A 24,152-nucleotide genomic window follows, 5' to 3' on the forward strand; every position below is an offset into this window, starting at 1 on the left:
CGCCACGAGTGAGGGAGACCGAGTGAAGCAGAGCGGTGGCGTCGAGGGCGCGGGCAGCGCCGTCGGCGTCGTTGACGAGTTCCGGCGGTTGTACGGCGCCGGGCCCGAGGGCGTGTGGGCGGCGCCGGGCCGGGTGAACCTGATCGGGGAGTACACCGACTTCAACGACGGTTTCGTCATGCCCCTGGCGCTGCCGCACCGCGCGGTCGCCGCGGTCTCCCGCCGTACGGACCGGATCCTGCGGCTGCACTCGGCCGATGTCGCGGAGGGCGTGGTCCAGCTCGGCATCGACGCTCTCGAACCGCGCTCCGACACCGGCTGGGCCGCCTACCCGGCCGGTGTCGTCTGGGCGCTGCGCGCGGCCGGACATCCGGTGACCGGCGCCGATGTCCATCTCGCCTCGACCGTGCCGACCGGCGCGGGGCTGTCGTCCTCGGCGGCGCTGGAGGTCGTGACGGCGCTGGCCCTGAACGATCTGTACGGGCTCGGCCTGACGGGACCCGAACTGGCGGTGCTCGCGCAGCGCGCCGAGAACGAGTTCGTCGGGGTGCCCTGCGGGATCATGGACCAGATGGCCTCGGCGTGCTGCACCGAGGGACACGCGCTCCATCTGGACACCCGCGATCTCTCCCAGCGCCAGGTGCCGTTCGACCTGGCGGCCCAGGGGCTCCGGCTGCTGGTCGTCGACACCCGGGTGAAGCACGCGCTCGGGGACGGCGCGTACGCGGCTCGGCGCGCCGCGTGCGAGGCGGGTGCGCGGGCGCTCGGAGTGCGCGCCCTGCGCGACATCCCGTACGCGCAACTGCCCGCGGCGCTGGACCGGCTGGCCGCCGCCGGGGAGAGCGAGGAAGTACGCCGCTGTGTCCGCCATGTCGTCAGCGACGACCACCGGGTCGAGCGGACCATCGCGCTGCTGGACGCCGGGGACCTCCGCGCGGCCGGCCCGGTCCTGACCGAGGGCCACGCCTCCCTCCGAGACGACCTGCGGGTCTCCTGCCCCGAACTCGACCTGGCGGTCACCACGGCCCTCGCCGCCGGCGCCCTGGGCGCCCGTATGACGGGCGGCGGCTTCGGCGGCTCGGCGATCGTCCTGACGGAGGAGTCCGCGGCGGACCAGGTCACGAAGTCGATCACGGAAGCCTTCGCGTCGGCGTCCTATACCCCGCCCCGGATCTTCCCGGCCACCCCGTCCCCGGGCGCGCGACGGCTGTCCTGAGGTCTGCCCGCTGTGGCCCCCGCCGGTGCCGGCCCTGTCCGCGGTGGTGGTCGCGGTCCGGTGAGGGCGGCGACGGCCGTGCTGATTCGCCTCAAGTTCTGCGAAATTCCTTCCGCTCCGGGCCCGCGGCCGTACGCTGATGCACAGCACCGGTGGGGGCCGGTGCTGATCAGGGGTGGAGTCAAGTCGGGTACGACGCCCGGGGTGGGGTAGCAGTCATCACACGGCGGCGGCCGTGCCACTGACGTACCACCGCACACCGGGCGCCGTGCCCGCGCTGTCCGCTCCCCGCCTTCAGGGGGTGTCCATTGGTACGTATCCGGGTTCTGGTGGTGGACGACCACCGCATCTTCGCCGAGTCGCTCGCCGCCGCTCTCGCGGCCGAGCCCGATGTGGACGTCGCGGCGGCGGGCAGTGGGCCCGCCGCGCTGCGCTGTCTGGACCGGGCGGCGGCCGAGGGGCGCAGGTTCGATGTGATGCTCGTCGACGCCGACCTCGGCACGGTCGCTGGAGCGGCCGGAGGCTTGGCGGCGGCCGGCGCCACGGCGAGCGGCGGCACGGCGGGCGGACCGGTTCAGGTGCCGGTCCCGCGCGCGGTGCCGGACGGCGGCGAGGCGGTGCCGGTCGACGGCATCTCGCTGGTCGCCGGGGTCCGTTCCGGCCAGCCGTCCGTCCGTACGGTCGTGCTCGCCGAGCGGGACGATCCGCGCCGCGCGGCGCTCGCGCTCCAGGCGGGCGCGTCCGGCTGGGTCGCGAAGGACTGCTCGCTCCAGCGGCTGCTCGCCGTGATGCGGGGCGTCCTGCGCGACGAGACGCATCTGCCGCCCGCCCTGCTCACGGGCGTGCTGCGGGAGCTGACGGCCGCGCGCAAGCACCGTACGGAGAGCGAGCGGCTGGTCGAGTCGCTGACGCCGCGCGAGCGGGAGGTGCTGCGCTGCATGGTCGCCGGCCTGGGGCGCAAGGCCGTCGCCGAGCGGCTCTTCCTGTCCCCGCACACGGTCCGTACGCATATGCAGAACGTGCTGGGGAAGCTGGGTGTGCACTCGACCCTGGCCGCGGTGGCGCTGGCCCGCCGGGCCGGAGTGGGCCCGGTGAGTCTGGCGGCCCAGCCCGCCACCTCGACCGGCTGACCGGGAATCGCCGGACGGGCCGGTGGCGCAGTGCAGCAGCCCGTCCGGCGGACGACCGGCTAGGTCGGTACGTTGTCGAAGGGGGCCGTCAACTGGCGTAGCAGGCCCGCCAGTTCGGCCCGCTGCGCACGCGACAGCTCGCCCAGGATCGCGCGTTCCTGGGCCAGCAGTCCGGCGAGCGCCTGGTCCGCGCGGTCGCGGCCCTCCGCGGTGAGGCGTACGAGCACCCCGCGGCGGTCACTGGGGTCCGGCAGCCGCTCGACCAGGCCCTTCTTCGCCAGCCGGTCGATACGGTTCGTCATCGTGCCCGAGGTGACCAGAGTCTGGGTCAGCAGCTGCCCGGGGGAGAGCTGGTACGGGGCTCCCGCGCGCCGCAGCGAGGTCAGGACGTCGAACTCCCACGGCTCCAACTGGTGCTCGGAGAACGCGATCCGGCGCGCCCGGTCGAGATGGCGGGCCAGCCTGCTGACACGGCTGAGGACCTCGAGCGGTTCCACGTCGAGGTCGGGGCGCTCCCGGCGCCATGCCGCTACCAGTCGGTCGACCTCGTCCTCCATGACGATCAGTGTAGAGGGTCCCTCGATGTGAAGTCTCTTGACGTCAAGAGATGTGCCGGTGCAGGCTGGGGTACGACCGCCCGGGCAGCCCGCGAGCCGGCTCGGGCGGGCCGTTCCGCGACCGTGACAGGGGCCCGACCATGCACTCCGCACCGTCCGCACCGATCTGGGACCCGGCCCAGTACCTCCGGCACTCCGGCCTCCGCAGCCGCCCGTTCCTGGACCTGCTGGCCCGTATACCCGACCCGCCCGGCGCCGACGGCGGGCCGGGGGCCGGGACGCCGCTCGCGATCGCCGACCTCGGCTGCGGCGCCGGCAATGTCACCGCGCTGATCGCCGAGCGCTGGCCGGACGCCCGTATCACCGGCTTCGACAACTCGCCCGAGATGCTCGACCGGGCCCGCGAGGAGTACGCGGGCGCCACCCCGGGCGGCGGGGCGATGGACTTCCACGCCGCCGACCTCGCGCGCTGGGCGCCCGGCGAACCGTACGGACTGATCGTCTCCAACGCCGCCCTCCAGTGGGTGCCCGGCCACGCGGGCTCCTTCGAGGCCTGGATCGAGGGCCTCGCGCCCGGCGGCACCTTCGCCTTCCAGGTCCCCGGCAACTTCACCTCGCCCAGCCACGCCCTGCTCGCCGACCTGTGCGCGTCCCCGCGCTGGCGCGACCGCCTGGGCGGCGGCCCCGACCGCCCCGCCAACACCGTCCTGGACCCCGCCGACTATCTCGCGCGCCTGACCGCCCTCGGCTGCGCGGCGGACGTCTGGGAGACGACATACATCCAGCAGCTCACCGGCGAGGACCCGGTCTTCGACTGGGTCAAGGGCACAGCACTGCGCCCGGTCCTCACCGCACTCGACGGCGACGAGCAGGCGACAGCGGAGTTCACCACCGAATACCGCGCCCTGCTCCGCAAGGCCTACCCCCCGACCCCCTCCGGCACGGTCTTCCCCTTCCGCCGGATCTTCGCGGTGGCGCGCAAGCCCGCGGCCGGGGTCAGAGCTGGTTCACAATGAGTGACTGCACCCGCAACGGCTGATCCGCCCCCGCCACCCGCTCACGCCTTGCGGTGGCCTATCAGGCGCGGCTTCGGTTCCAGGTTTTCCAGGCCGTGCCAGGCCAGGTTCACCAGGTGGGCCGCTACTTCCGACTTCTTCGGGCGGCGGGTGTCCACCCACCACTGGCCCGTCAGGGCCACCATGCCCACCAGGGCCTGCGCGTACAGCGGGGCCAGCTTGGGGTCGAAGCCGCGGGCCTTGAACTCCATGCCGAGGATGTCCTCGACCTGCGTGGCGATATCGCTGATCAGCGACGCGAACGTACCCGTGGACTGCGCGACCGGGGAGTCGCGGACCAGGATGCGGAAGCCGTCCGTATACGTCTCGATGTAGTCGAGCAGCGCGAACGCGGCCTGCTCCAGCAGCTCACGCGGATGCCCGGCGGTCAGCGCGCCCGTCACCATGTCCAGCAACTGGCGCATCTCGCGGTCCACGACCACCGCGTACAGCCCCTCCTTGCCGCCGAAGTGCTCGTACACGACGGGCTTGGAGACCCCGGCCTTCGCCGCGATCTCCTCCACCGACGCCGCCTCGAAACCCTTCTCCGCGAAGACCGTACGGCCGATGTCCAGCAGTTGCTCGCGGCGTTCCGCACCGGTCATCCGGACCCTGCGGGCGCGTCGGCCCCCGGTCGTCCGGCCCTGCTCGGTGCTGTCCTTGCCGCTGGTACTGCCGTCGGTCGCCACGGTGCCCATCATGCCTTGGCGACTGCGCTCTTGCGCCGGGAGTCCACACGGGACGCGGAGGGCCAGCGCACGTCGGACGCCCAGCCCAGCAGCTCGAACCAGCGGATGATCCTGGCACTCGAATCGACCTGTCCCCTGAGCACACCGTGCCGCGCGCTCGTCGGGTCCGCGTGGTGCAGGTTGTGCCACGACTCGCCGCAGGAGAGGACCGCCAGCCACCACACATTGCCCGACCGGTCACGGGACTTGAAGGGCCGCTTGCCGACCGCGTGGCAGATCGAATTGATCGACCACGTCACGTGGTGCAGCAGCGCCACCCGGACCAGGGAACCCCAGAAGAACGCCGTGAAGGCACCCCACCAGGACATCGTCACCAGTCCGCCGACCAGCGGCGGAAACGCCAGCGAGACGACCGTCCACAGCACGAACTGCCGGGAGATCGTACGGATCGCCGGGTCCTTGATCAGATCCGGCGCGTACTTGTGCTGCGGAGTCTGCTCCTCGTCGAACAGCCAGCCGATATGCGCCCACCACAGCCCCTTCAGCAGGGCCGGCAGCGTCTCGCCGAACCGCCAGGGCGAGTGCGGATCGCCCTCAGCGTCAGAGAACTTGTGGTGCTTGCGGTGGTCCGCCACCCAGCGCACCAGCGGGCCCTCCACGGCCAGCGAACCGGCCACGGCCAGCGCGATCCGGAGCGGGCGCCGCGCCTTGAACGAACCATGGGTGAAATAGCGGTGGAAGCCGATCGTGACGCCATGGCAGCCGATGTAGTACATGACCACCATCAGGGCCAGATCGAGCCAGCTCACCCCTCCCCACATCCAGGCCAGCGGCACAGCCGCCAGCAGGGCGAGGAAGGGAATGACGATGAAGAGCAGGAGAGCGACCTGCTCGATGGATCCCTTGTTGTCCCCGCCGAGCGTGGCGGAGGGCAGCGGGGCACCGTCGGCGGACTGGGGAGGAAGGGAGGAATCTTCGATCACATCGGGGGGTGTGGTCATTGGGGGTCCCCTGGGGTGAGGAATGGGCCTGGGGTGAAGAACAGTGAGGAACTTTCCGGAACTGGTGGGAACAGTCCGGAACTGGCAGGAACTGGAGCGGAAACCTCGATACGGGTGCGTAACCTACGGCATCGTAAGTATGGCAGCGCCGAACGCCGCGACAAGAGGGCTGTGGATAACACCAGGCGAAGGACACCTATCCTTGTGGTCGTCGGACAGCGCGGTCCGCCAGACCGACACCGCCGATCGCCGGACGGTCATCGCCGGGCGGTCTGAGTCTCCAGAAACCTCCAGACGTGCTCAAACACTGCAAGGAGCCGCACCTGTGAGCAGTGCCGACCAGACCCCATCCGCCAGCGCGGAACTCCGCTCGGACATCCGCCGTCTGGGTGACCTGCTGGGCGAGACCCTCGTACGGCAGGAAGGCCCCGAGCTCCTGGAGCTCGTAGAGCGTGTACGCGCGTTGACGCGCGAGAACGGTGAAGCCGCCGCCGAACTCCTCGGCGACACCGACCTGGAGACCGCGGCCAGGCTGGTACGCGCCTTCTCCACCTACTTCCACCTCGCCAATGTCACCGAACAGGTCCACCGCGGCCGGGAGATGCGCGAGCGGCGCGCCGCCGAGGGCGGGCTCCTGGCCCGTACCGCCGACCGGCTCAAGGACGCCGACCCCGAGCACCTCCGCGAGACCGTCAGGAACCTGAACGTACGGCCCGTCTTCACCGCACACCCCACCGAGGCGGCCCGCCGCTCCGTCCTCAACAAGCTCCGCCGCGTCGCCGAACTCCTCGAAGCACCCGTCATCGCCTCCGACCGGCGCCGCCACGACCTGCGGCTCGCCGAGGCCATCGACCTGATCTGGCAGACCGACGAACTCCGTGTCGTACGGCCCGAGCCCGTCGACGAGGCCCGCAACGCCATCTACTACCTGGACGAACTCCACGCCGGCGCCGTCGGCGACGTACTGGAGGACCTCGTCGGGGAACTGGACCGTGTCGGCGTCGAACTGCCGCCCGGCACCCGCCCGCTCACCTTCGGCACCTGGATCGGCGGCGACCGCGACGGCAACCCCAACGTCACCCCCGAGGTCACCCGCGAGGTGCTGATCCTCCAGCACGAGCACGGCATCGGCGACGCCCTCGAACTCGTCGACCAGCTCCGCGGCCAGCTCTCCAACTCCATCCGCTACACCGGAGCCACCGAGGAACTGCTCGACTCGCTCAGCACCGACCTGGAGCGGCTCCCGGAGATCAGCCCCCGCTACAAGCGGCTCAACGCCGAGGAGCCGTACCGCCTCAAGGCGACCTGCATCCGCCAGAAGCTCGTCAACACCCGCGAGCGCCTCGCCAAGGGCACCCCGCACGACGACGGCCGCGACTACCTCGGCACCGCCGAGCTGCTCGACGACCTCACCCTCATCCAGACGTCCCTGCGCGAGCACCGCGGCGGGCTGTTCGCCGACGGCCGCCTCGACCGTACGATCCGTACGCTCGCCGCCTTCGGACTCCAGCTCGCCACCATGGACGTACGGGAACACGCCGACGCCCACCACCACGCCCTCGGGCAGCTCTTCGACCGGCTCGGTGAGGAATCCTGGCGCTACACCGACATGCCGCGCGACTACCGGCAGAGGCTCCTCGCCAAGGAACTCCGCTCGCGCCGGCCCCTCGCGCCCACCCCGGCGCCCCTCGACGCCGCCGGACAGAAGACCCTCGGCGTCTTCCACACCGTCAAGGAGGCCTTCGAGCGCTTCGGCCCCGAAGTCATCGAGTCGTACATCATCTCCATGTGCCAGGGCGCCGATGACGTCTTCGCGGCGGCCGTCCTGGCACGCGAGGCCGGTCTGATCGATCTGCACGGCGGCTGGGCGAAGATCGGCATCGTGCCGCTGCTGGAGACCACCGACGAGCTGCGCGCCGCCGATGTCATCCTCGACGAGATGCTCGCCGACCCCTCCTACCGCAGACTCGTCTCGCTCCGCGGCGATGTCCAGGAGGTCATGCTCGGCTACTCGGACTCGTCGAAGTTCGGCGGCATCACCACCTCCCAGTGGGAGATCCACCGGGCCCAGCGCCGCCTCCGCGATGTCGCCCACCGCCATGGCGTACGGCTGCGGCTCTTCCACGGCCGCGGCGGTACGGTCGGCCGCGGCGGCGGCCCCTCGCACGACGCGATCCTCGCCCAGCCCTGGGGCACGCTGGAGGGCGAGATCAAGGTGACCGAGCAGGGCGAGGTCATCTCCGACAAGTATCTGATCCCCTCCCTGGCCAGGGAGAACCTGGAACTGACCGTCGCCGCCACCCTCCAGGCCTCCGCCCTGCACACCGCGCCCCGCCAGTCCGGCGAGGCACTGGCCCGCTGGGACGCGGCGATGGACACCGTCTCGGACGCCGCGCACGCCGCGTACCGCGGGCTGGTCGAGGACCCGGACCTGCCCGCGTACTTCTTCGCCTCCACCCCCGTCGACCAGCTCGCCGACCTCCACCTCGGCTCCCGCCCCTCCCGGCGGCCCGACTCGGGCGCCGGCCTGGACGGGCTGCGGGCCATCCCCTGGGTCTTCGGCTGGACCCAGTCACGGCAGATCGTGCCGGGCTGGTACGGCGTGGGCTCCGGGCTGAAGGCACTGCGCGAGGCCGGGCCCGCCACGGTGCTCGACGAGATGTACGAGCAGTGGCACTTCTTCCGGAACTTCCTCGCCAATGTCGAGATGACCCTCGCCAAGACCGACCTGCGGATCGCCCGCCACTATGTCGACACGCTGGTGCCGGACGAGCTGAAGCACGTCTTCGCGGACATCGAGACCGAGCACGCGCTGACCGTACGGGAAGTCCTGCGGGTCACCGGAGGCGAGAAGCTCCTCGACTCGAACCCGGCGCTCCAGCAGACCTTCGCGATCCGGGACGCCTATCTCGACCCGATCTCCTACCTCCAGGTGTCGCTGCTGGCCCGCCAGCGCGCGGCGGCGGAGCGCCAGGAGACCCCGGACCCGCTGCTCGCGCGGGCGCTGCTGCTGACGGTCAACGGGGTCGCGGCGGGGCTGCGCAACACCGGCTGACGGGCTCGTACCCGTACTCGTACCGTACGGCCGTACGTATCGAGGCCGCCCCGCTCCGGGCTTCCGGAGCGGGGCGGTTTTCGTACGAGTACGGTGCGGCCGGTACGGGCCGGCCGCTCAGACGGCGAAGAACGCGGCCACCAGCAGCGCACCGCCCGCCAGCGCCGACCCCCACGCGGTCCGGGTCAGCCCCATCCCGCCGCCGATCACCAGCGAGGCCAGCAGCAGCGCACCGCCCAGCGGGACCCACGCGTACAGCAGCCCCGGCGTGCCCGTGCGCACCATCTCGTCCGTACCGGGCTTCACCACCACCGGGAACTCGCCGCCCTTCTTGACGGCCACCGACTGCCCGATCGTCATCCCGGTCCGCGGTCCCTGCGGCCCCTCGGGGTCGTAGCGCCCGGTGCAGCTCTCGTGCGCGCAGGCCGTGACCGTCAGCGTGCCGTGCTCACGGCCCTTGGCGAGCACCACATGCTGGGCCGAGCCCCAGGACGACCAGACGCCCGCGACAAGGAGCAGCAGGGCGACCAAGGCCATCCCCGCCTGGCGGCCGAACGACAGCACGCGGTCGGAGCTCCGCTTCCGCTTCACAGGGCGCATAAGGCGGGATCCTTGGCCATGGGCACACGCCTGGTCAACTCACGACCGGGGAACGACGGGCCGTACGACGGGTATGCGGGGCTTGTCAGGAGTTGTACGTGCTCTGGGCGCGCTCCAGCCCCTCCAGCACCAGCGCCTCCACCGCGTCCGCCGCCCGGTCCACGAAATAGTCCAGCTCCTTGCGCTCCGCCGCCGAGAAGTCCTTCAGCACGAAGTCCGCCACCTGCATCCGGCCCGGCGGCCGGCCGATCCCGAACCGCACCCGGTGATAGCCGGGCCCCATGGCCTTCGTCATGGACTTCAGCCCGTTGTGGCCGTTGTCGCCGCCGCCCAGCTTCAGCCGCAGCGTGCCGTAGTCGATGTCCAGCTCGTCATGGACCGCGACGATCCGCTCCGTCGGCACCTTGTAGAAGTCCCGCAGCGCGGAGACCGGACCGCCGGACAGATTCATGTACGAGGCGGGCTTGGCCAGCACCACCCGGCGGCCGGCCGGACCCGGCGGGCCGATCCGGCCCTCGATCACCGTGGCCTGCGCCTTCTGCGCCCGCCGGAACGAGCCGCCGATCCGGCCCGCCAGCAGATCGGCCACCATGAAGCCGACATTGTGCCGGTTGGCCGCGTACCCGGGCCCCGGGTTCCCCAGGCCCACGATCAGCCACGGAGCATTGGCATCAGTCGCATCGGCACCAGTCGTCATCGCGGCTGCGTCTCCTCGTACACGGATCCGGCTCGTACACGGATCCGGGGTGTATGGGTACGGCGTATGGGTTCGGCGTATGGCTACGGGGTGGCAGGGCTTGTGGCCCGCCACCCCGTGGGGAACAGCGTACGGATCAGGCCTCGGCGCCCTCGGCGGCGCCCTCGCTCTCCGCGGCCGGCTCCTCGGCCTGCGCGGCCAGGATCTGGATGACGATCGCGTCCTCGTCCGTGACCAGCGTGGTGCCGGACGGCAGCGGGACATCCTTGGCGACGATCGAGTCACCGGCGTCCAGGCCCGCGACGGAGACCGTGACGGACTCCGGGATGTGGGTGGCCTCGGCCTCGACGGTCAGGGTGTTGAGCACGTTCTCCAGCAGGTTGGCGCCCGGGGCCAGCTCGCCCTCGGTGTGCACCGCGACCTCGACGGTGACCTTCTCGCCGCGCTTCACCGCGAGCAGGTCCACATGCTCGATGAAGCCCTTGATCGCGTTGCGCTGCACGGCCTTCGGGATCACCAGCTCCTTGCGGCCCTCGATGTCCAGACCGAGCAGCGCGTTCGCGGTCTTCAGCGCCATCATCAGGTCATGGCCCGGCAGGGTCACATGCACGGTGTCGGCGCCGTGGCCGTAGATGACCGCGGGAACCCTGTTGGCGCGACGGGTACGGCGGGCGGCGCCCTTGCCGAACTCGGTACGGATCTCGGCGCTGATCTTGACTTCAGCCATGGCTGCACTCCTCGTAGAAACGGGCGGAAGGTGACCGGAATCGGCCGTCACCCGGCCACGACAGGCCTGCTACGAAGAGCGCGTCGATAACGGACCGCCGCACCGGAACAGTGCGGCCTCCCTCGCCGAGCAACTCCGTGAGTCTACCCGGCGGGGAGGCCGCCCCAGAAATCGATCTACCGGCCTCAGCGAAGAGGCCGCTTCGGAGGTGCTACGCCTGCTCCTCGAAGAGGCTCGTCACCGAACCGTCCTCGAAGACCTCACGGACCGCCCGCGCGATCGTCGGCGCGATCGACAGAACCGTGATCTTGTCCAGATCCAGATTGCCCGGATCCGGCAGCGAATTCGTGAACACGAACTCACTCACCATCGAGTTCTTCAGCCGGTCCGCGGCCGGACCCGACAGCACACCGTGCGTCGCCGTCACGATCACATCCTCCGCGCCATGGGCGAACAGCGCCTCCGCCGCCGCACAGATCGTGCCACCCGTGTCGATCATGTCGTCCACCAGGACACACACCCGGCCCGACACATTGCCGACCACCTCGTGGACCGTCACCTGGTTCGCGACATCCTTGTCACGCCGCTTGTGGACGATCGCCAGCGGCGCCCCCAGCCGGTCGCACCAGCGGTCCGCGACCCGCACCCGGCCCGCGTCCGGCGACACCACCGTCAGCTTGGACCGGTCCACCTTCCCCGCCACATAGTCCGCCAGCACCGGCAGCGCGAAGAGATGATCCACCGGACCGTCGAAGAAACCCTGGATCTGGTCCGTGTGCAGATCCACCGTCAGAATCCGGTCGGCACCCGCCGTCTTCATCAGATCCGCCACCAGCCTGGCCGAGATCGGCTCCCGGCCCCGGTGCTTCTTGTCCTGGCGGGCATACCCGTAGAACGGAACGATCACCGTGATGCTCCGCGCAGAAGCCCGCTTCAGCGCGTCGATCATGATGAGCTGCTCCATGATCCACTTGTTGATCGGAGCCGTGTGGCTCTGGATCAGAAAGCAGTCCGCGCCACGAGCCGACTCCTGATAGCGGACATAGATCTCACCGTTGGCGAAATCGAATGCCTTGGTGGGGACGATCCCCACCCCCAGTTGATGGGCTACCTCCTCGGCCAGCTCGGGGTGGGCGCGGCCGGAAAAGAGCATCAGCTTCTTCTCGCCGGTCGTCTTGATCCCGGTCACAGCACTGTCTCCTCAGACGTGTTGATGGCCGCTGCACCCGCGCGAAACCATGCGAGCCAGCCGAATCGTGCAGATATCACGGTACGCCGAGAACGGCGCCCCTGTTTCCGGTCAGCTTTCGCTCTCGGCGTCATCAGCCTTCGCTCTCGGCGCCGCCCGACGCCGAACGAGCCGCCTCGGCCGCCTGAGCCGCCGCGCTCCCGGGCCGCTTCCGGGCCACCCAGCCCTCGATATTCCGCTGCTGGCCCCGGGCGACGGCCAGCGAACCGGCCGGCACATCCTTGGTGATCACCGACCCCGCAGCGGTGTACGCACCGTCCCCGACCGTGACAGGCGCCACAAACATATTGTCCGAACCCGTCCGGCAGTGAGACCCGATCGTCGTGTGGTGCTTCCGCACCCCGTCGTAGTTCACAAAGACACTCGCGGCGCCGATGTTCGTGAAATCGCCGATCGTCGCGTCCCCCACATACGACAGATGCGGCACCTTCGTACCCTCACCGATCGTCGCGTTCTTCATCTCCACATACGTGCCGGCCTTTGACCGCACCCCCAGCTTCGTGCCCGGCCGCAGATACGCGTACGGACCCACCAGCGCGTCCTCGCCCACCACCGCGCCGTCCGCGACCGTGTTGTCCATCCGGGCACCCGCGCCCACCTGCGTGTCCCGCAGCCGCGAATTCGGCCCGACCTCCGAGCCCTCGCCGAGATGCGTGGACCCCAGAAGCTGCGTACCCGGATGCACCACCGCGTCCTGCTCGTACGTCACCGTCACATCCACGAACACCGACGCCGGGTCGACCACTGTCACCCCCGCCAGCATCGCCCGCTCCAGCAGCCGCGCGTTCAGCAGCCGGCGCGCCTCCGCGAGCTGCACACGGTTGTTGATCCCCACGATCTCCCGGTGATCGGCCGCCACCGACGCCCCCACCCGGTGCCCGGCCTCGCGCAGGATCCCCAGCACATCGGTCAGATACTCCTCACCCTGGCTGTTGTCCGTACGGACCTTCCCCAGCGCGTCCGCCAGCAGCTTCCCGTCGAACGCGAACACCCCCGAATTGATCTCCCGGATCGCGCGCTGCGTCTCGGTGGCGTCCTTGTGCTCCACGATCTCCGTGACCGCGCCGCTCACGCCGTCCCGGACGATCCGCCCGTACCCGGCCGCGTCCGGCACCTCGGCGGTCAGCACCGTCACGGCATTGCCGTCGGCGGCATGGGTCGCGGCGAGCGCGTTGAGGGTCGCGCCGGTGAGCAGCGGGGTGTCGCCGCAGACCACGACCACGGTCCCGTCGAGCACCCCCCCGATCTCCTGAAGCCCGATCCGCACGGCGTGCCCGGTGCCGTTCTGCTCGGCCTGATAGGCGGTACGCACACCCTCGTACGCGGCGGAGAGATGCCCCTCCACCTGCTCCCGGGCATGCCCGACAACAACAACAAGCTGCTCGGGCCCCAGCTCACGGGCCGCACAGACGACATGTCCGACGAGCGACCGCCCGCAGACCTCATGCAGAACCTTGGGAGTCCTCGACTTCATGCGGGTCCCTTCACCCGCTGCGAGAACGACGACGGCTGCCGGGCGGTTGGCGCTCACGGGAATGCCCTTCGGCTTCGAGTGGTGGACAACCGCAGGATACCGGGGGGTTTCGGGGCGGAAACGAGGACGGGTCCCGACCGGTGGGGTCAGGACCCGGAACTTCCAAAAGGGGTAGCTCCCCCGTCAGGACTCGAACCCGAACAGATGGCACCAAAAGCCACAGTGCTGCCAATTACACCACGGGGGACCAAATTGGACATTTGGCTCCGGTGTCCAATCGGCACCCAACACTATGCCGTACCAGGCGCCCTCCACGCGATGCAGTGATTCACCAGTTCGGGGGGCCGGGGCAGGTTTGCGGGGTGTTGCGGGGCGTTCTGTGCATTGGAGGTCGCCGGAAAATGGGGTGCGGGCGACCGTAGGGTGGGAGGCATGACCACATCGGGGGCGCAGCAGGAGGCCGCGGGAGTGACTTCCCGCGGCTTGTGGTGGTGGGGGCGGTGGCGGAGTGTCGTGCTGGACGCGGGGCTCGCTGTCGTGTCGGCGCTGGAGTGTGCGCTGGAGGGGGTCGGGTTCGCGGATACGGCCGTGCTGCCGGTGCCCGTGGGGGTGGTTTTCGGGCTGCTCGCCGGGTCGGTGCTGCTGGTGCGGCGGCGGTGGCCGTTCGCCGTGGTGCTTGTCTCGATCGCGATCACGCCCGCGGAGATGGGCTATCTGATGGGGCTGGTCGGGCTGTACACGCTCGCCGCCTCGGAGGCGCCGCGCCGGATCATCGGCGCGCTGGCCGGGATGTCGCTGGTGGGGACGCTGATCGTCACCTTCGTGCGGACCCGGCAGAACGTCGTCGACACGGGCTTCGACTCGGCGCGCTGGTATGTGCCCGTGGTCGCGGTGCTGATGTCGGTGGGGCTGACGGCGCCGCCGGTGCTGTTCGGGCTGTACGTCGGCGCGAGACGGCGGCTGATGGAGAGCCTGCGGGAGCGGGCGGACAGTCTGGAGCAGGAGCTGTCCCTGCTGGCCGACCGTGCGGAGCAGCGCGCGGAGTGGGCGCGTACGGAGGAGCGGACGCGGATCGCCCGCGAGATGCATGACGTGGTGGCGCACCGGGTGAGTCTGATGGTGGTGCACGCGGCGGCGTTGCAGGCGGTGGCGCTGAAGGATCCGCAGAAGGCGGTGAAGAACGCCGCGCTGGTGGGTGACATGGGGCGGCAGGCGCTCACGGAGCTGCGGGAGATGCTCGGGGTGCTGCGTGCGGGTGAGCAGGCGGCGGCGCGCAAGGCGGCGGACGGTGTGGCCGGTGTGGTCGGCGCGGATGCTCGGGCCGAGTCGTTCTCGCCGGCGGTTCCGCTGGCGGCGGTGGGGCGCGCGGCTGCCGCGGCGGCTGCGGCTGCGGCCGAGGACGGTCCCGGTATGGGGGACATAGAGGCGCTGGTGGGGCAGTCCCGGGAGACCGGGATGGTGGTGGAGCTGTCGGTGCAGGGGGAATCGCGCCCGTACGCGCCGGAGGTGGAGCAGACGGCGTACCGCGTGGTGCAGGAGGCGCTGACCAATGTGCTGAAGCACGCGGCGGGCGCGAAGGTGATGGTCCGGCTGGCGCACCGGGAGTCGGAGGTCGCGATGCAGGTGGAGAACGGGCCTTCGGACGGTGGCGCGCAGGACGCGGGGCTGCCGAGCGGGGGCAATGGTCTGGTGGGGATGCGGGAGCGGGTGACCGCGCTGGGCGGGGTGTTCGTGTCGGGGGAGACGGACGCGGGGGGTTTCCGGGTGTCGGCGGTGCTGCCGGACCGGGCCGCGGCGGCGGAGGCGGGCCGCGCGTCGGCGTAGGGCTCGTAGGGCCGAGGCCGTGGGCGTAGGGCTGGGGTTGTCGGCGTACGGCCGTGTCGTCCCGTGCCGCCCCCTCCCCGTACCGCCGGCCTGAGGCCGCTCGTACGTTACGGGCCCGACGTCAGCCGCGCCGGTTCCATCCCCGTGAGCAGCGTCCCCAGCGCCTGGTCGACGTCCGGGCCCAGGTACCAGTCGCCCGTGTGGTCGATGCTGAAGACACGCCCGGTGATGTCGATGGCGAGGACCGCCTGTCCGTCGTTCTCCTCCCCCAGCGGCGCGATCTCCGTGTCCAGGGACCGGCCGAGGTCGGCGAGCGTACGGGCGAGATGGATGCCGGCCATGGGGTCGATCAGCACCGACGCGGGCGCGATCTGCCGGCCGGGCCCCAGCCCGGTGAGGCGCAGTCCGCCGAACTCCGCCCAGGCCTCGACGGCCGAGGGGAAGACATTGAGCCGGTGTCCCGCGGGCGTGATGTGGGCGCGCAGGGCGTCGGCCCACTCCTCGGCGCGCGCGATGTCCCTGCGCCCCGGCTGCCAGCCCGCCTCGCGCAGCGCGGCGTCGACGGGCACGGGAAAGCGGGTGGTGTTGAGGTCGGGCATGCTCAGCCGTTCTGGGTGGGGTCGACGGGGCGTACGCCGAAGTGGGCGAGCAGCGCCGTACAGGAGCGGCAGGGCGGGGCGTAACTGCCGTGCAGCGGGTCGCCGTCCTCGCGGATGCGACGGGCCGTCAGTTTGGAGTGCTTGAGGGTACGGCGTGCCTCGCTGTGGGTGAGGGGCTTGCGCCGGGCGCGTTTGGAGCGGGCTTCCTCGGCGGCGGTGAGATGGCGGGAGAGCAGGATCGCCTCGGGGCAGCGCCCGGTGAAACGTTCCCTTTGGCCACTGGTGAGGGTGTCGAGGAAGTCCTGTACGAGCGGGTGCAGCGCGGGCGGCTGGTCGGCCTTGCCCCCGGTGCAGGTGAGGGTTTCGCCGCGGACGGAGAGCGCGGCGGCGACGGCGGGCAGGATGCCGTCGCGGCGGCGCTGGAGGGCGGGCGGACGGTGCGGTTCCGCGCTGCTCCAGGTGAGGCGTGGGTCGCCGGATGCGTCTGCTGGTGCGGTGTGCACGTGCTGTCCCCTTCCCCCCTGCGCGGCTGGTGGCCGCTGGTCTCACGCCCCCGATTGTGTGGACAGCCTGCCAAATGCCCACTGCGATCGGGAAGCTGGGGCGTGAATCAAGGCGTGGCGTCGGCGCTGGGTCACGTGCGTGTGACCGTTGGTCACCGGTTCCGGTGTGGTATGGGGCAGGGATTGGAGGCGTGATGAACGGGGGGAGGATTATCGGATTGGCCCTGTGGAGGAGCGTCGGTGCCCCTCCGGTCCCACCGCATAGGCTGTGCGGCATCAGGGCTGTGGAACCAGCCGGAAGCAGCAGGGGGCAACCGCCATGACGACAGGTCGGCTCGGGCACCAAGCCGCGCCACCGAACGCGGCCTACGCCGGTCAGGTCGTGCATTTCCCGGACCCGGTCCGGGCCTCCCGGCACCCCAGAGGGGTGCGGGTGGATGACGCAGGCCATCCGGATTTCGCGCCGTACGCACGGGCGGCGGTGGAGATAGCCGAGCCTCCCGAGGGGTTCGGTGTGGACGAGCTGCGGCTCACGGACTATGTGTCGGCCAATGCCGCGCTGCACGCCGCGGGGCACGAGCTGTGGGACACGGTCCCCGCGGTGGCGACTCCGCACGGCTGGACCTGGCACCATCTGCCTGGCTCGCGGCGGCTGGTGCTGGTGCCGGTCGAGGTGAAGGCGCTGCTGCGGCACCATGGCGGGCTCGCCACGACGGCGGTGGACCACGGCAAGCGGGGCACGCGTCCGCTCCAGGAGACCCGGCCGGTGCACTTCGGGCTGCCGAAGGGCGCGGTGTCGGTGGGCGAGCAGCAGCTCCAGGGCGTGGAGGAGGATCTCGGCTATCGGCTGCCGGGCGCCTACCGCGCGTTCCTGAAGGCGGCGGGCGGCTGTGCGCCGGTGGGCGTGGCGCTCGATCCGGAGCTGGGACTGCTGGTGGACCAGCCGTTCTTCACGGTGCGTGAGGAGGCCGCGGTCAATGACCTGGTCTATGTCAACAAGTGCCTGCGGGACCATCTGACCAAGGATTTCCTGGGTGTTGCCTTTGTGCAGGGCGGCATTCTGGCGGTGCAGGTACGGGGCGCCCGGACGGGTTCGGTCTGGTTCTGCGCGTACGACGACGCCAGGGACCGGGACGGCTGGAGCGTGCAGGAGCGGGTGGAGCGGCTGCTGCTGCCCTGCGGTGAGGACTTCGACGCGTTTCTGCTGCGGCTGGCGGGCAGTCCGCCGGAGCTGGAGACCGTGGCGAACCTGATGGTGGACGGCGGCTTCGCGCGCGCCGTCCCGGTGGAGGGATGAGCGCGATGGTGACCTTCGCGCAGGCGCAGGAGCGCGCGGAAGAGTGGGTCAATGGCGATCTGCCCGCATATCAGCACCGGGAGGTGCGGGTAAGGGAGTTCGAGCTGGGCTTTGTGGTGTGGGCGGAGGACCGCGAGTCCGGGCCCATATCGGACGGCGGCCGGCAGCGGCTGGTCATCGCGAGGGACAGCGGCGAGGCGACGCTCTGGCCCGGGCTGCCGGTGGGCGAGGTGATCCGGCGGTACGAGGAGGAGTACGGCGTGCCGGACGCGCTGCCGACCGCGCCGGAGCCGCCGCAGCGGATCGATCTGAACCAGACGTCGTTCCTGCTGAGCCCGCCGGAGTGGCTCCAGGACGCGGCGGACAAGCTGGGGATCCCGGACGGACGGGCGTCGTCGGGTCACGGGTCCGCGGCAGGGCCGGGTCCGGCGCCGTCGGGTCCTGCGGTGTCGGGTGCGGGCCCGGTGGGTGCGGGTGCCGGTGTGCCTGCGGGGGCTTCGCAGGGCGGCGGTTACGGGGGCGGTGGCCAGGTGCCGGAGCCCCGTGCTCCGGAAGGTGCGGCCGTCGCCGCTCCGGGGCCTGGGACGCCCGGCGGGGCGACTCCCTGGGCCGGGACGGACACCAATGGCGCCGGTTCGGGGGAGGACGGTTCCGTACCGCTGCCCGCGACGGTCTTCGCGCCGCCGCTCTCCGGGGCGGACGACGATGACACCCCGCCGCCGATGGTGGCCGCCGACGCGCCGACCGCGCTGATGTCGGGCGGCAGCCAGCTTCCGCGTACGGCGGTGTCTCCGATGCCGGGCAGGGACGGCACGGGTACGGACTCGGGTGCCGGTGCGGGTCAGGGGGGTGGCCCAAGTGCCGCTTCCGGTGCGGGTGTTGCGGGTACGGCGGGGAGCGGGGCGGCCGTACCGCCTCATGGCGCTCCCGGTGCTCACGGCGGGGTTCCGCCGCAGTCGGGGCCGGGTGCGCCCGGTGCTCCGGCGGGCGGTTATCTGCCGACGCAGCTGGTGTCGAACTCCGGCCCCGAGGCGCCGCAGCCGCCCGGCCCTCCTGGGCCGCCCGGACCTCCGGGCGCTCCGGGTACGCCTCCGCCTCCCGGCGGCGCGGACCACGCGGCGACCATGCTCGCGAACCCGGGCCCGTCGGGCCCCGCCGGCCCGCGCCCGCCCGGTCCCCCCGGGCCTCCCGGCCCGCCGGGTCCTCCTGGCGCGCCCGGTACGCCTCCGGGCGGGGTGCATCACGCGGCGACGATGCTCGCGGATTCCGGCCAGGGCGGTCCCGGGGCCCCGCAGCCGCCCCGGCCGCCGGGTGCTCCCGTACAGCCCCCCGGTCCGCCCGGACCCCCTGGACCTCCCGGTCCGCCCGGGGCGCCTCCGGGTGCGGTGCACCATGCCGCGACGATGCTCGCGGGATCCGGCCAGGGCGGATCCGTACCTCCGGGGACCCCGCAGCCGCCCGGCCCTCCTGGTCCGCCCGGCCCGCCCGGAATGCCGCACGGGGCTCCTGGCGTGCCGCCGGGTGCCGTGCCGCCGTCGGGGTTGCCGCCCGGCGTGCCCGGTGCCGTGCCGCCTTCGGGGCCGCCGCCCGCGTACGGCTATCCGCAGCAGCCGGCCGGTCTGCCGACCGTCGGCCCCGGCTATCAGGCCGTGCTGCGCTATCGCGCGCCCGACGGTTCCGAGGCCCAGCTCATCCGGCGGTCCGCGCCCGGCACCCCGCACCCCGAGTGGCAGATCCTGCATGAGCTGCGCGCGCTGAACGTACCGCCGCAGCAAGTGCTCGAACTGCACACGGAGCTGGAGTCGTGCGAGCTGCCCGGCGGGTACTGCGCGCGGATGATCCGGGAGACCTGGCCGCAGGTCCGGATCACCAGTGTCGCGCCGTACGGGCAGGATCACGCGAGCCGGCAGCAGGGGATGCACCATCTCCTCACCCACCAGGGCGAGTTGCACCAGGTCGCGGACGGGCCCGCGCGGCCCGCGCCGGTCCGGGCGCCGCTGCCCCAGATGGCGCCCGCGCCCCCCATACCGCCGGAGGGGATCGCGCAGGAGCTGATGGGGGCGTTCGGGCCGCAGGGCATCTGCCGGTTCGACCAGCGGGCGGTGTCCCGGCAGGGCGTGCCGGAGATCGTGGCGCGCACGCTGGTGTGGGCGGGGCTGCCGGCCGACTTCGGGCCGTTCTTCTGGGCGCAGCCTCCGCAGCCGGTGGTGCCGACGCTCGCCGAACTGGCCGCGCAGCGGCAGGTGCAGGCGGCGCCGGACGCCGGTTCGTATCTGGTGGTGGGCAGCGACTTCGGGCGGGCGCTGTGCGTGCAGTACGGCACGGCGCACATCATGGCGGTGCCGGTGGAGGCGGGCCCGGGCGGGCAGTCGGTGCCGCCGCAGTTCGTCAACACCGGACTGCCCGAATTCACCCGCTCGTTGGCGCTGCTGGGCCGGATGTGGCGGCTGCGTTTCGGTCTCAACCCGGAGCAGGCGGGCCGCTGGACCGTCGACTTCCAGGCGCAGCTCCTGGCGCTGGACGCGGCGGCGCTCTCGTCGCCGGAGAACTGGTGGTCGGTCCTGCTGGAGCAGATGTGGGACGGACTGCTGTGACGGCCGGCCGGACGGCGACGAGCTGAGCGAGCCGAAGGGATACGGGGGCCGGAGCCCTGTGAAGGACTCCGGCCCCCGTATCCCCCGCGGGCAGAACCCCTACGGAAAGGAGAGCGTCCGGGCGAACAGGGTGACCAGGATCAGCACCACCGGGAAGCACACCAGGAACATCGCGAACGTGTAGCCCATGATGTCCCGCGCCTTCAGGCCCAGGATCGTCAGCGTCGGCAGCATCCAGAACGGCTGGAGCAGATTGGCGCTGGCCTCCCCCAGGTCGTACACCACGACCACCCAGCCCTGGTGCACCTGGAGCTGGTTGGCCGCCTCCAGTACGTACGGCGCCTCGATGACCCACTTGCTGCCGCCGCTGGGCACGAACACCCCGAGGACGGCGCTGTAGATGGCGATGAAGGCCGGGTAGAAGAACTCGTTCGAGACCGACACCAGCCAGCCCGCGATGGTCTTGCTCAGCCCGGTGAAGGCGATCATCCCGAAGATCCCGCCGTACAGCGGGAATTGGAGCAGCACGCCCGAGGCCGCGGGTGTCCCGTCCTTGACGGCCTGGGCGAGGCGCACCGGCCGCCAGTGCAGGATGAGCGCCAGCAGGATGAGAATGAGGTTGACGGTGTTCAGGTCGAGGGCGTTGAGTGCGCTGCCCTCCGCGCGGGCGAAGTGCCGCGCCAGATACCAGACACCGAGTGCGAAGAGCAGGATCGCGAAGACCGGGCTGTACTCGATCCATTCGCCGGGGCGGCTGCGGCGGGTCTCCGCGCGCTTCTCGGCCACGCTCGGGCCCAGTTCGATCCCGAGCTGCTCGGCGGTCTTGGCGCGCTCCGGCGAGGGCGACAGGAACCAGGCCGTACCGACCGCGATCACAAAGACGATCGCGGTGGCCGCGATGCCCTGCCAGAGGAAGATCGTCTCCGTGAGGGGGATGAGCCCGCTGCCGCGCCCCTCCTCGATGACCTTCTGCACGGCGGGCGGGCTCGACGCCGCGCTGGCCACCTGGAGCGCGGCGGACCCGGACAGCCCCTGCGCCCATACGGTGCCGAGCCCGAGGAAGGCCATCGCGCCCAGCGCCCGGTAGTCCACCCCGCTCACCCTGCGGGCGATCTCCTTGGCGAGGATCGCCGTGAAGATCAGGCTGAAGGCCCAGTTCAGATACGAGGTCGCCATGGCGACGGCCGCGGTGAACGCGATCGCGCCGCGCGGGGTACGGGGCACTCGCGCGATCCGGGCGATCAGCCGGCCGACCGGCGGTGAGACCGCGACCGCGTATCCGGCGATAATGATCATCGCCATTTGCAGGGTGAAGGTGATGAGGGACCAGAAGCCCTGGCCCCACGCGTCGACCAGCCCGTATCCGGTCGTCGCGGTCGGGTCGGCGGGGGCGCCGAGCAGGGGTTCGCCGGTCGCGAGGCCGAGTGCGAAGACCCCGAAGGTGCCGACGAGGACAAAGCCGAGCGCGTCGGGCAGCCACTTCTCGGAGAAGGCGGTGAACCGCAGCGCCATCCGCGCCGGCCAGGGTTCCTTGCCGCCGGCCGTGCCCGTCGAGCCCGCTCTTCCCGCGGTCACACCCGGTTCTGGTTCCGGCTCCGGCTTCTGCGGGGGCGCCGTGGTCATCGCGTGTCCTCACTGTCGGCTGCTGTCGGGCTGCTGTCGGGGCTTGAGCGCTGTCGGGTGTGCGGTGCCGAGGATCCTCGGCCGCCCACCCCCGGAGTGCAATGGAGACGGCCCACATAGACCGTGGTCCTCCTATGTGGACCATCCACTTCCGGTGGTTCGGCCGAATGGATACGGTCTGGTCCGTGACCTCGACGAACAGCGGCCGGATGTTTCTGGAGCTCCTGGCGCGGGACGCGCCGGCGGCCGAGTTCGAGGAGCCGGTCATCGCCGCGCGGGCGGGCGGCGGGGGCGGAGGCAGCGGCGGGAGCGCCGGAAGTGCCGGGACCGTCGCCGAACTTGCCGAGCTGGAGCGCTCGAAGCTGCTGGCGCTGCGGGTACGGGCGGCGCTCGACAAGAGCCGGCGCCGGGAGGCCGAACTGTCCGCCCTGTACGAGACGGTGGCCGATCTGGTCGCCCTGCGCGATGTGGACTCCGTACTCCAGGCGATCGTCGCGCGAGCCCGCAAACTGCTGGGCACGGACACCGCGTACCTCGCGCTGTACGACCCGGCGCGCGGCTGCGCGTACATGCGGGAGACGAACGGCTCGGTCTCGGCGAAGTTCCAGCAGCTCCTCATGCCCCTGGGCGCGGGCCTCGGCGGTCTGGTGGTGCAGACCGCGTCGCCGTACTTCAGCAGCAGCTATCTGGGCGACGCCCAGTTCCGGCACACGCGGGACATCGACGAGGCGGTGACGGAGGAGGGCCTGGTCGCGATCCTCGGTGTCCCGCTGCGGCTCGGCGGCGACGTCATCGGCGTGCTGTACGCGGCGGACCGCAGCGAGCGCAGCTTCGCCCGCGACGAGGTCACCCTGCTGGGTTCACTGGCCGCCCACGCGGCCGTCGCGCTCGACAACGCGCGGCTGCTCCAGGAGACCAACACCGCGCTGGCCGACCTGAACGCGGCGAACCGTCTCGTACAGACCCGCAGCGCTTCGGTGGAGCGGGCGGCCGCGGCGTACGAGCGGTTCACCGGGCTTGTCGTACGCGGCGGGGGAGTCGACGACATCGCGCACGCGGTCGGCGAGGCGCTGAACGGTTCGGTGGTGGTGGTCGGGCCTGACGGCCGCCCGCTGAGCCGGATCGCCGAACCCCGCCGCTCCGGCGGCGACTTCGACCCCGACGGCGCTGAAAGCCGTGCCGGCACAGGGGGCCGCACCGATGGCCGTTTCGGCACCGAAGGCCGCTCCGGCGGCGATTCCGGTTCCGAGGACTGGCCCGGCGCGGAGGCGCTGGCCGATGCCATGGCCCGTTCCCGGGCCCAGGGCCGGGCCGTGAGCTGCGGGAACTGTACGGTCGCGGCTGTCGTGGCCGATCAGGAACCACTCGGTGCCCTGGTGATCTCCGGGGTCGGCGGGTTCGACGACACCGACCGGGTGATCCTCGAACGCGGGGTGACGGTGACCGCCCTGCTGCTGCTCTTCCGTACCTCGCTCGCCCAGGCCGAGGAGCGGGTACGGGGCGAACTGCTCACCGATCTGCTCAGCCAGCGGCACGGCGGCGCTCGTCACGGCGGCGGTTCGCTCGCCGTACGGGAGAGGGCCCGCCGCCTCGGCACCGACCTCGACAAGCCGCATGTCGTCGCGGTCGTCGCCGCCGACGACGTACCGACGCAGCGCGTGTCGGCCGCCGCAGGTGCCTGGGCGGGCGCGCGGCGGGGTCTCGCCGGCCGCCATGAGGGCCGTACGGTCCTGCTCGTCCCCGGCGACGACCCCTCTGCGGTCGCGCGCGCCGTGGAGGCGGGGCTGCGGACCGCGCTGGCGCGGCCGGTGACGGTCGGCGCGGCCGGTCCGCCGGACGGGACGGCGGTGGCGGACGCCTATGCCGAGGCGCTCCAGTGCCTCGGCGCGCTCCAGGCGCTGGGGCGCACCGGTTCGGCCGCGGCCATGGACGATCTGGGCTTTCTGGGCCTGGTCCTCGGCCGGCACGCCGATACGGACGGATTCGTACGGCGTACCCTCGGCCCGCTGATCGAGTACGACGAACGCCGGGGTACGAGCCTGCTGGACACGGTCGAGTCGTACTTCCTGCACGGGCAGAGCCTGGCCCGTACCGGCGCGGCACTGCACGTACACGTCAACACGGTCAGCCAGCGGCTGGAGCGGGTCGGACAGATAGTCGGCGAGGACTGGAACACACCGCAGTACGCCTTGGAGGCTCAACTGGCGCTGCGGCTCAGGCGGGTGCTCACCACGGCCTGACCTGTCCGGGCGCCGCGGCGCG

19 protein-coding genes and 1 tRNA gene are annotated in these 24,152 nt (G+C 71.6%); 8 read left to right on the top strand and 12 right to left on the bottom strand.

What is annotated here, in order from left to right:
• Positions 1-22 precede the first annotated feature (22 nt).
• Both galK and ACFU9P_RS24780 read left to right on the top strand, forming a co-directional pair.
• Positions 23-1,216 carry a galactokinase gene (galK, locus tag ACFU9P_RS24775; RefSeq protein WP_384084520.1) on the top strand — a complete coding sequence of 398 codons (1,194 nt, stop codon included), beginning with the start codon at positions 23-25 and terminating at the stop codon, positions 1,214-1,216.
• A 308-nt stretch (positions 1,217-1,524) separates the two neighbouring features.
• Positions 1,525-2,346 (top strand): LuxR C-terminal-related transcriptional regulator, encoded by an 822-nt coding sequence (locus tag ACFU9P_RS24780; protein WP_384084523.1) that lies wholly within the window; start codon positions 1,525-1,527, stop codon positions 2,344-2,346.
• Positions 2,347-2,405: 59 nt separating this feature from the next.
• On the opposite strand, the gene tamR is transcribed toward ACFU9P_RS24780, so the two are convergent.
• A complete protein-coding gene (gene tamR / locus ACFU9P_RS24785) occupies positions 2,406-2,903 on the bottom strand; it encodes a MarR family transcriptional regulator TamR (protein ID WP_376376021.1) in 498 nt (165 codons plus the stop codon).
• Between the two features lie 140 nt (positions 2,904-3,043).
• Between tamR and ACFU9P_RS24790 the strand changes: the two genes are divergently transcribed.
• The gene (locus ACFU9P_RS24790) at positions 3,044-3,919 is read left to right on the top strand and encodes a trans-aconitate 2-methyltransferase (protein ID WP_384084526.1); all 876 of its coding nucleotides are present in this window, start codon (positions 3,044-3,046) and stop codon (positions 3,917-3,919) included.
• Positions 3,920-3,960: 41 nt separating this feature from the next.
• Here ACFU9P_RS24790 and ACFU9P_RS24795 read toward each other — a convergent pair whose 3' ends face one another.
• On the bottom strand, positions 3,961-4,656 hold the full coding sequence (locus ACFU9P_RS24795) for a TetR family transcriptional regulator (protein ID WP_376376124.1): 696 nt from the start codon (positions 4,654-4,656) through the stop codon (positions 3,961-3,963).
• Positions 4,656-5,648 carry an acyl-CoA desaturase gene (locus ACFU9P_RS24800; RefSeq protein ID WP_376376017.1) on the bottom strand — a complete coding sequence of 331 codons (993 nt, stop codon included), beginning with the start codon at positions 5,646-5,648 and terminating at the stop codon, positions 4,656-4,658. The genes ACFU9P_RS24795 and ACFU9P_RS24800 overlap by 1 nt, the downstream gene beginning before the upstream one ends.
• Before the next feature lie 325 nt (positions 5,649-5,973).
• Between ACFU9P_RS24800 and ppc the strand changes: the two genes are divergently transcribed.
• Positions 5,974-8,703, top strand: coding sequence for a phosphoenolpyruvate carboxylase (gene ppc, locus ACFU9P_RS24805; RefSeq protein WP_376376015.1), 2,730 nt, complete (start codon positions 5,974-5,976; stop codon positions 8,701-8,703).
• Between the two features lie 117 nt (positions 8,704-8,820).
• On the opposite strand, the gene ACFU9P_RS24810 is transcribed toward ppc, so the two are convergent.
• From ACFU9P_RS24810 to ACFU9P_RS24835, 6 genes are all read right to left on the bottom strand, one after another.
• Positions 8,821-9,303 carry a hypothetical protein gene (locus tag ACFU9P_RS24810; RefSeq protein ID WP_376376013.1) on the bottom strand — a complete coding sequence of 161 codons (483 nt, stop codon included), beginning with the start codon at positions 9,301-9,303 and terminating at the stop codon, positions 8,821-8,823.
• Positions 9,304-9,388: 85 nt separating this feature from the next.
• Entirely contained in the window at positions 9,389-10,000 is a 612-nt protein-coding gene (gene pth / locus ACFU9P_RS24815; RefSeq protein WP_384084531.1) for an aminoacyl-tRNA hydrolase, read from the bottom strand.
• 136 nt (positions 10,001-10,136) lie between these two features.
• Complete coding sequence (locus ACFU9P_RS24820; protein WP_376376009.1) at positions 10,137-10,727, bottom strand: 50S ribosomal protein L25/general stress protein Ctc; 591 nt, start codon at positions 10,725-10,727, stop codon at positions 10,137-10,139.
• 211 nt (positions 10,728-10,938) lie between these two features.
• The gene (locus ACFU9P_RS24825; protein ID WP_376376006.1) at positions 10,939-11,916 is read right to left on the bottom strand and encodes a ribose-phosphate diphosphokinase; all 978 of its coding nucleotides are present in this window, start codon (positions 11,914-11,916) and stop codon (positions 10,939-10,941) included.
• 133 nt (positions 11,917-12,049) lie between these two features.
• Positions 12,050-13,507, bottom strand: coding sequence for a bifunctional UDP-N-acetylglucosamine diphosphorylase/glucosamine-1-phosphate N-acetyltransferase GlmU (gene glmU / locus ACFU9P_RS24830; protein WP_384084533.1), 1,458 nt, complete (start codon positions 13,505-13,507; stop codon positions 12,050-12,052).
• Between the two features lie 118 nt (positions 13,508-13,625).
• Positions 13,626-13,697: transfer RNA gene (locus ACFU9P_RS24835), tRNA-Gln, on the bottom strand.
• A 185-nt stretch (positions 13,698-13,882) separates the two neighbouring features.
• On the opposite strand from ACFU9P_RS24835, the gene ACFU9P_RS24840 reads away from it, so the two are divergent.
• Positions 13,883-15,274, top strand: coding sequence for a sensor histidine kinase (locus ACFU9P_RS24840; RefSeq protein WP_384084536.1), 1,392 nt, complete (start codon positions 13,883-13,885; stop codon positions 15,272-15,274).
• 107 nt (positions 15,275-15,381) lie between these two features.
• On the opposite strand, the gene ACFU9P_RS24845 is transcribed toward ACFU9P_RS24840, so the two are convergent.
• Both ACFU9P_RS24845 and ACFU9P_RS24850 read right to left on the bottom strand, forming a co-directional pair.
• Entirely contained in the window at positions 15,382-15,873 is a 492-nt protein-coding gene (locus ACFU9P_RS24845) for an SUKH-3 domain-containing protein (RefSeq protein ID WP_384084539.1), read from the bottom strand.
• Between the two features lie 2 nt (positions 15,874-15,875).
• Complete coding sequence (locus tag ACFU9P_RS24850) at positions 15,876-16,376, bottom strand: YwqJ-related putative deaminase (protein WP_376375998.1); 501 nt, start codon at positions 16,374-16,376, stop codon at positions 15,876-15,878.
• Positions 16,377-16,695: 319 nt separating this feature from the next.
• Here ACFU9P_RS24850 and ACFU9P_RS24855 point away from each other — a divergent pair, with 319 nt between their 5' ends.
• Together ACFU9P_RS24855 and ACFU9P_RS24860 are read left to right on the top strand one after the other, a co-directional pair.
• Complete coding sequence (locus ACFU9P_RS24855) at positions 16,696-17,673, top strand: SMI1/KNR4 family protein (RefSeq protein ID WP_376375996.1); 978 nt, start codon at positions 16,696-16,698, stop codon at positions 17,671-17,673.
• Between the two features lie 5 nt (positions 17,674-17,678).
• Positions 17,679-20,267, top strand: coding sequence for an SUKH-4 family immunity protein (locus ACFU9P_RS24860; RefSeq protein WP_384084796.1), 2,589 nt, complete (start codon positions 17,679-17,681; stop codon positions 20,265-20,267).
• A gap of 99 nt (positions 20,268-20,366) precedes the next feature.
• Here ACFU9P_RS24860 and ACFU9P_RS24865 read toward each other — a convergent pair whose 3' ends face one another.
• Complete coding sequence (locus tag ACFU9P_RS24865; RefSeq protein ID WP_384084542.1) at positions 20,367-21,890, bottom strand: short-chain fatty acid transporter; 1,524 nt, start codon at positions 21,888-21,890, stop codon at positions 20,367-20,369.
• Positions 21,891-22,075: 185 nt separating this feature from the next.
• Between ACFU9P_RS24865 and ACFU9P_RS24870 the strand changes: the two genes are divergently transcribed.
• Positions 22,076-24,130 (top strand): helix-turn-helix domain-containing protein, encoded by a 2,055-nt coding sequence (locus tag ACFU9P_RS24870; RefSeq protein ID WP_384084546.1) that lies wholly within the window; start codon positions 22,076-22,078, stop codon positions 24,128-24,130.
• Positions 24,131-24,152 lie beyond the last annotated feature (22 nt).

Origin of the sequence: Streptomyces sp. NPDC057617 (genome assembly GCF_042800555.1) — a bacterium.
Lineage (GTDB): Bacteria > Actinomycetota > Actinomycetes > Streptomycetales > Streptomycetaceae > Streptomyces.

Excerpts from the sequence above, each read along its gene's own strand:
- ACFU9P_RS24840 (WP_384084536.1), top strand. The coding sequence starts at position 13,883 with ATGACCACATCGGGGGCGCAGCAGGAGGCCGCGGGAGTGACTTCCCGC.
- ACFU9P_RS24865 (WP_384084542.1), bottom strand. The coding sequence starts at position 21,890 with ATGACCACGGCGCCCCCGCAGAAGCCGGAGCCGGAACCAGAACCGGGT.
- tamR (WP_376376021.1), bottom strand. The coding sequence starts at position 2,903 with ATGGAGGACGAGGTCGACCGACTGGTAGCGGCATGGCGCCGGGAGCGC.
- ACFU9P_RS24810 (WP_376376013.1), bottom strand. The coding sequence starts at position 9,303 with ATGCGCCCTGTGAAGCGGAAGCGGAGCTCCGACCGCGTGCTGTCGTTC.
- ACFU9P_RS24800 (WP_376376017.1), bottom strand. The coding sequence starts at position 5,648 with ATGACCACACCCCCCGATGTGATCGAAGATTCCTCCCTTCCTCCCCAG.
- ACFU9P_RS24845 (WP_384084539.1), bottom strand. The coding sequence starts at position 15,873 with ATGCCCGACCTCAACACCACCCGCTTTCCCGTGCCCGTCGACGCCGCG.
- ACFU9P_RS24860 (WP_384084796.1), top strand. The coding sequence starts at position 17,679 with ATGGTGACCTTCGCGCAGGCGCAGGAGCGCGCGGAAGAGTGGGTCAAT.
- ACFU9P_RS24795 (WP_376376124.1), bottom strand. The coding sequence starts at position 4,656 with ATGGGCACCGTGGCGACCGACGGCAGTACCAGCGGCAAGGACAGCACC.
- ACFU9P_RS24790 (WP_384084526.1), top strand. The coding sequence starts at position 3,044 with ATGCACTCCGCACCGTCCGCACCGATCTGGGACCCGGCCCAGTACCTC.
- ACFU9P_RS24855 (WP_376375996.1), top strand. The coding sequence starts at position 16,696 with ATGACGACAGGTCGGCTCGGGCACCAAGCCGCGCCACCGAACGCGGCC.
- ACFU9P_RS24820 (WP_376376009.1), bottom strand. The coding sequence starts at position 10,727 with ATGGCTGAAGTCAAGATCAGCGCCGAGATCCGTACCGAGTTCGGCAAG.
- pth (WP_384084531.1), bottom strand. The coding sequence starts at position 10,000 with ATGACGACTGGTGCCGATGCGACTGATGCCAATGCTCCGTGGCTGATC.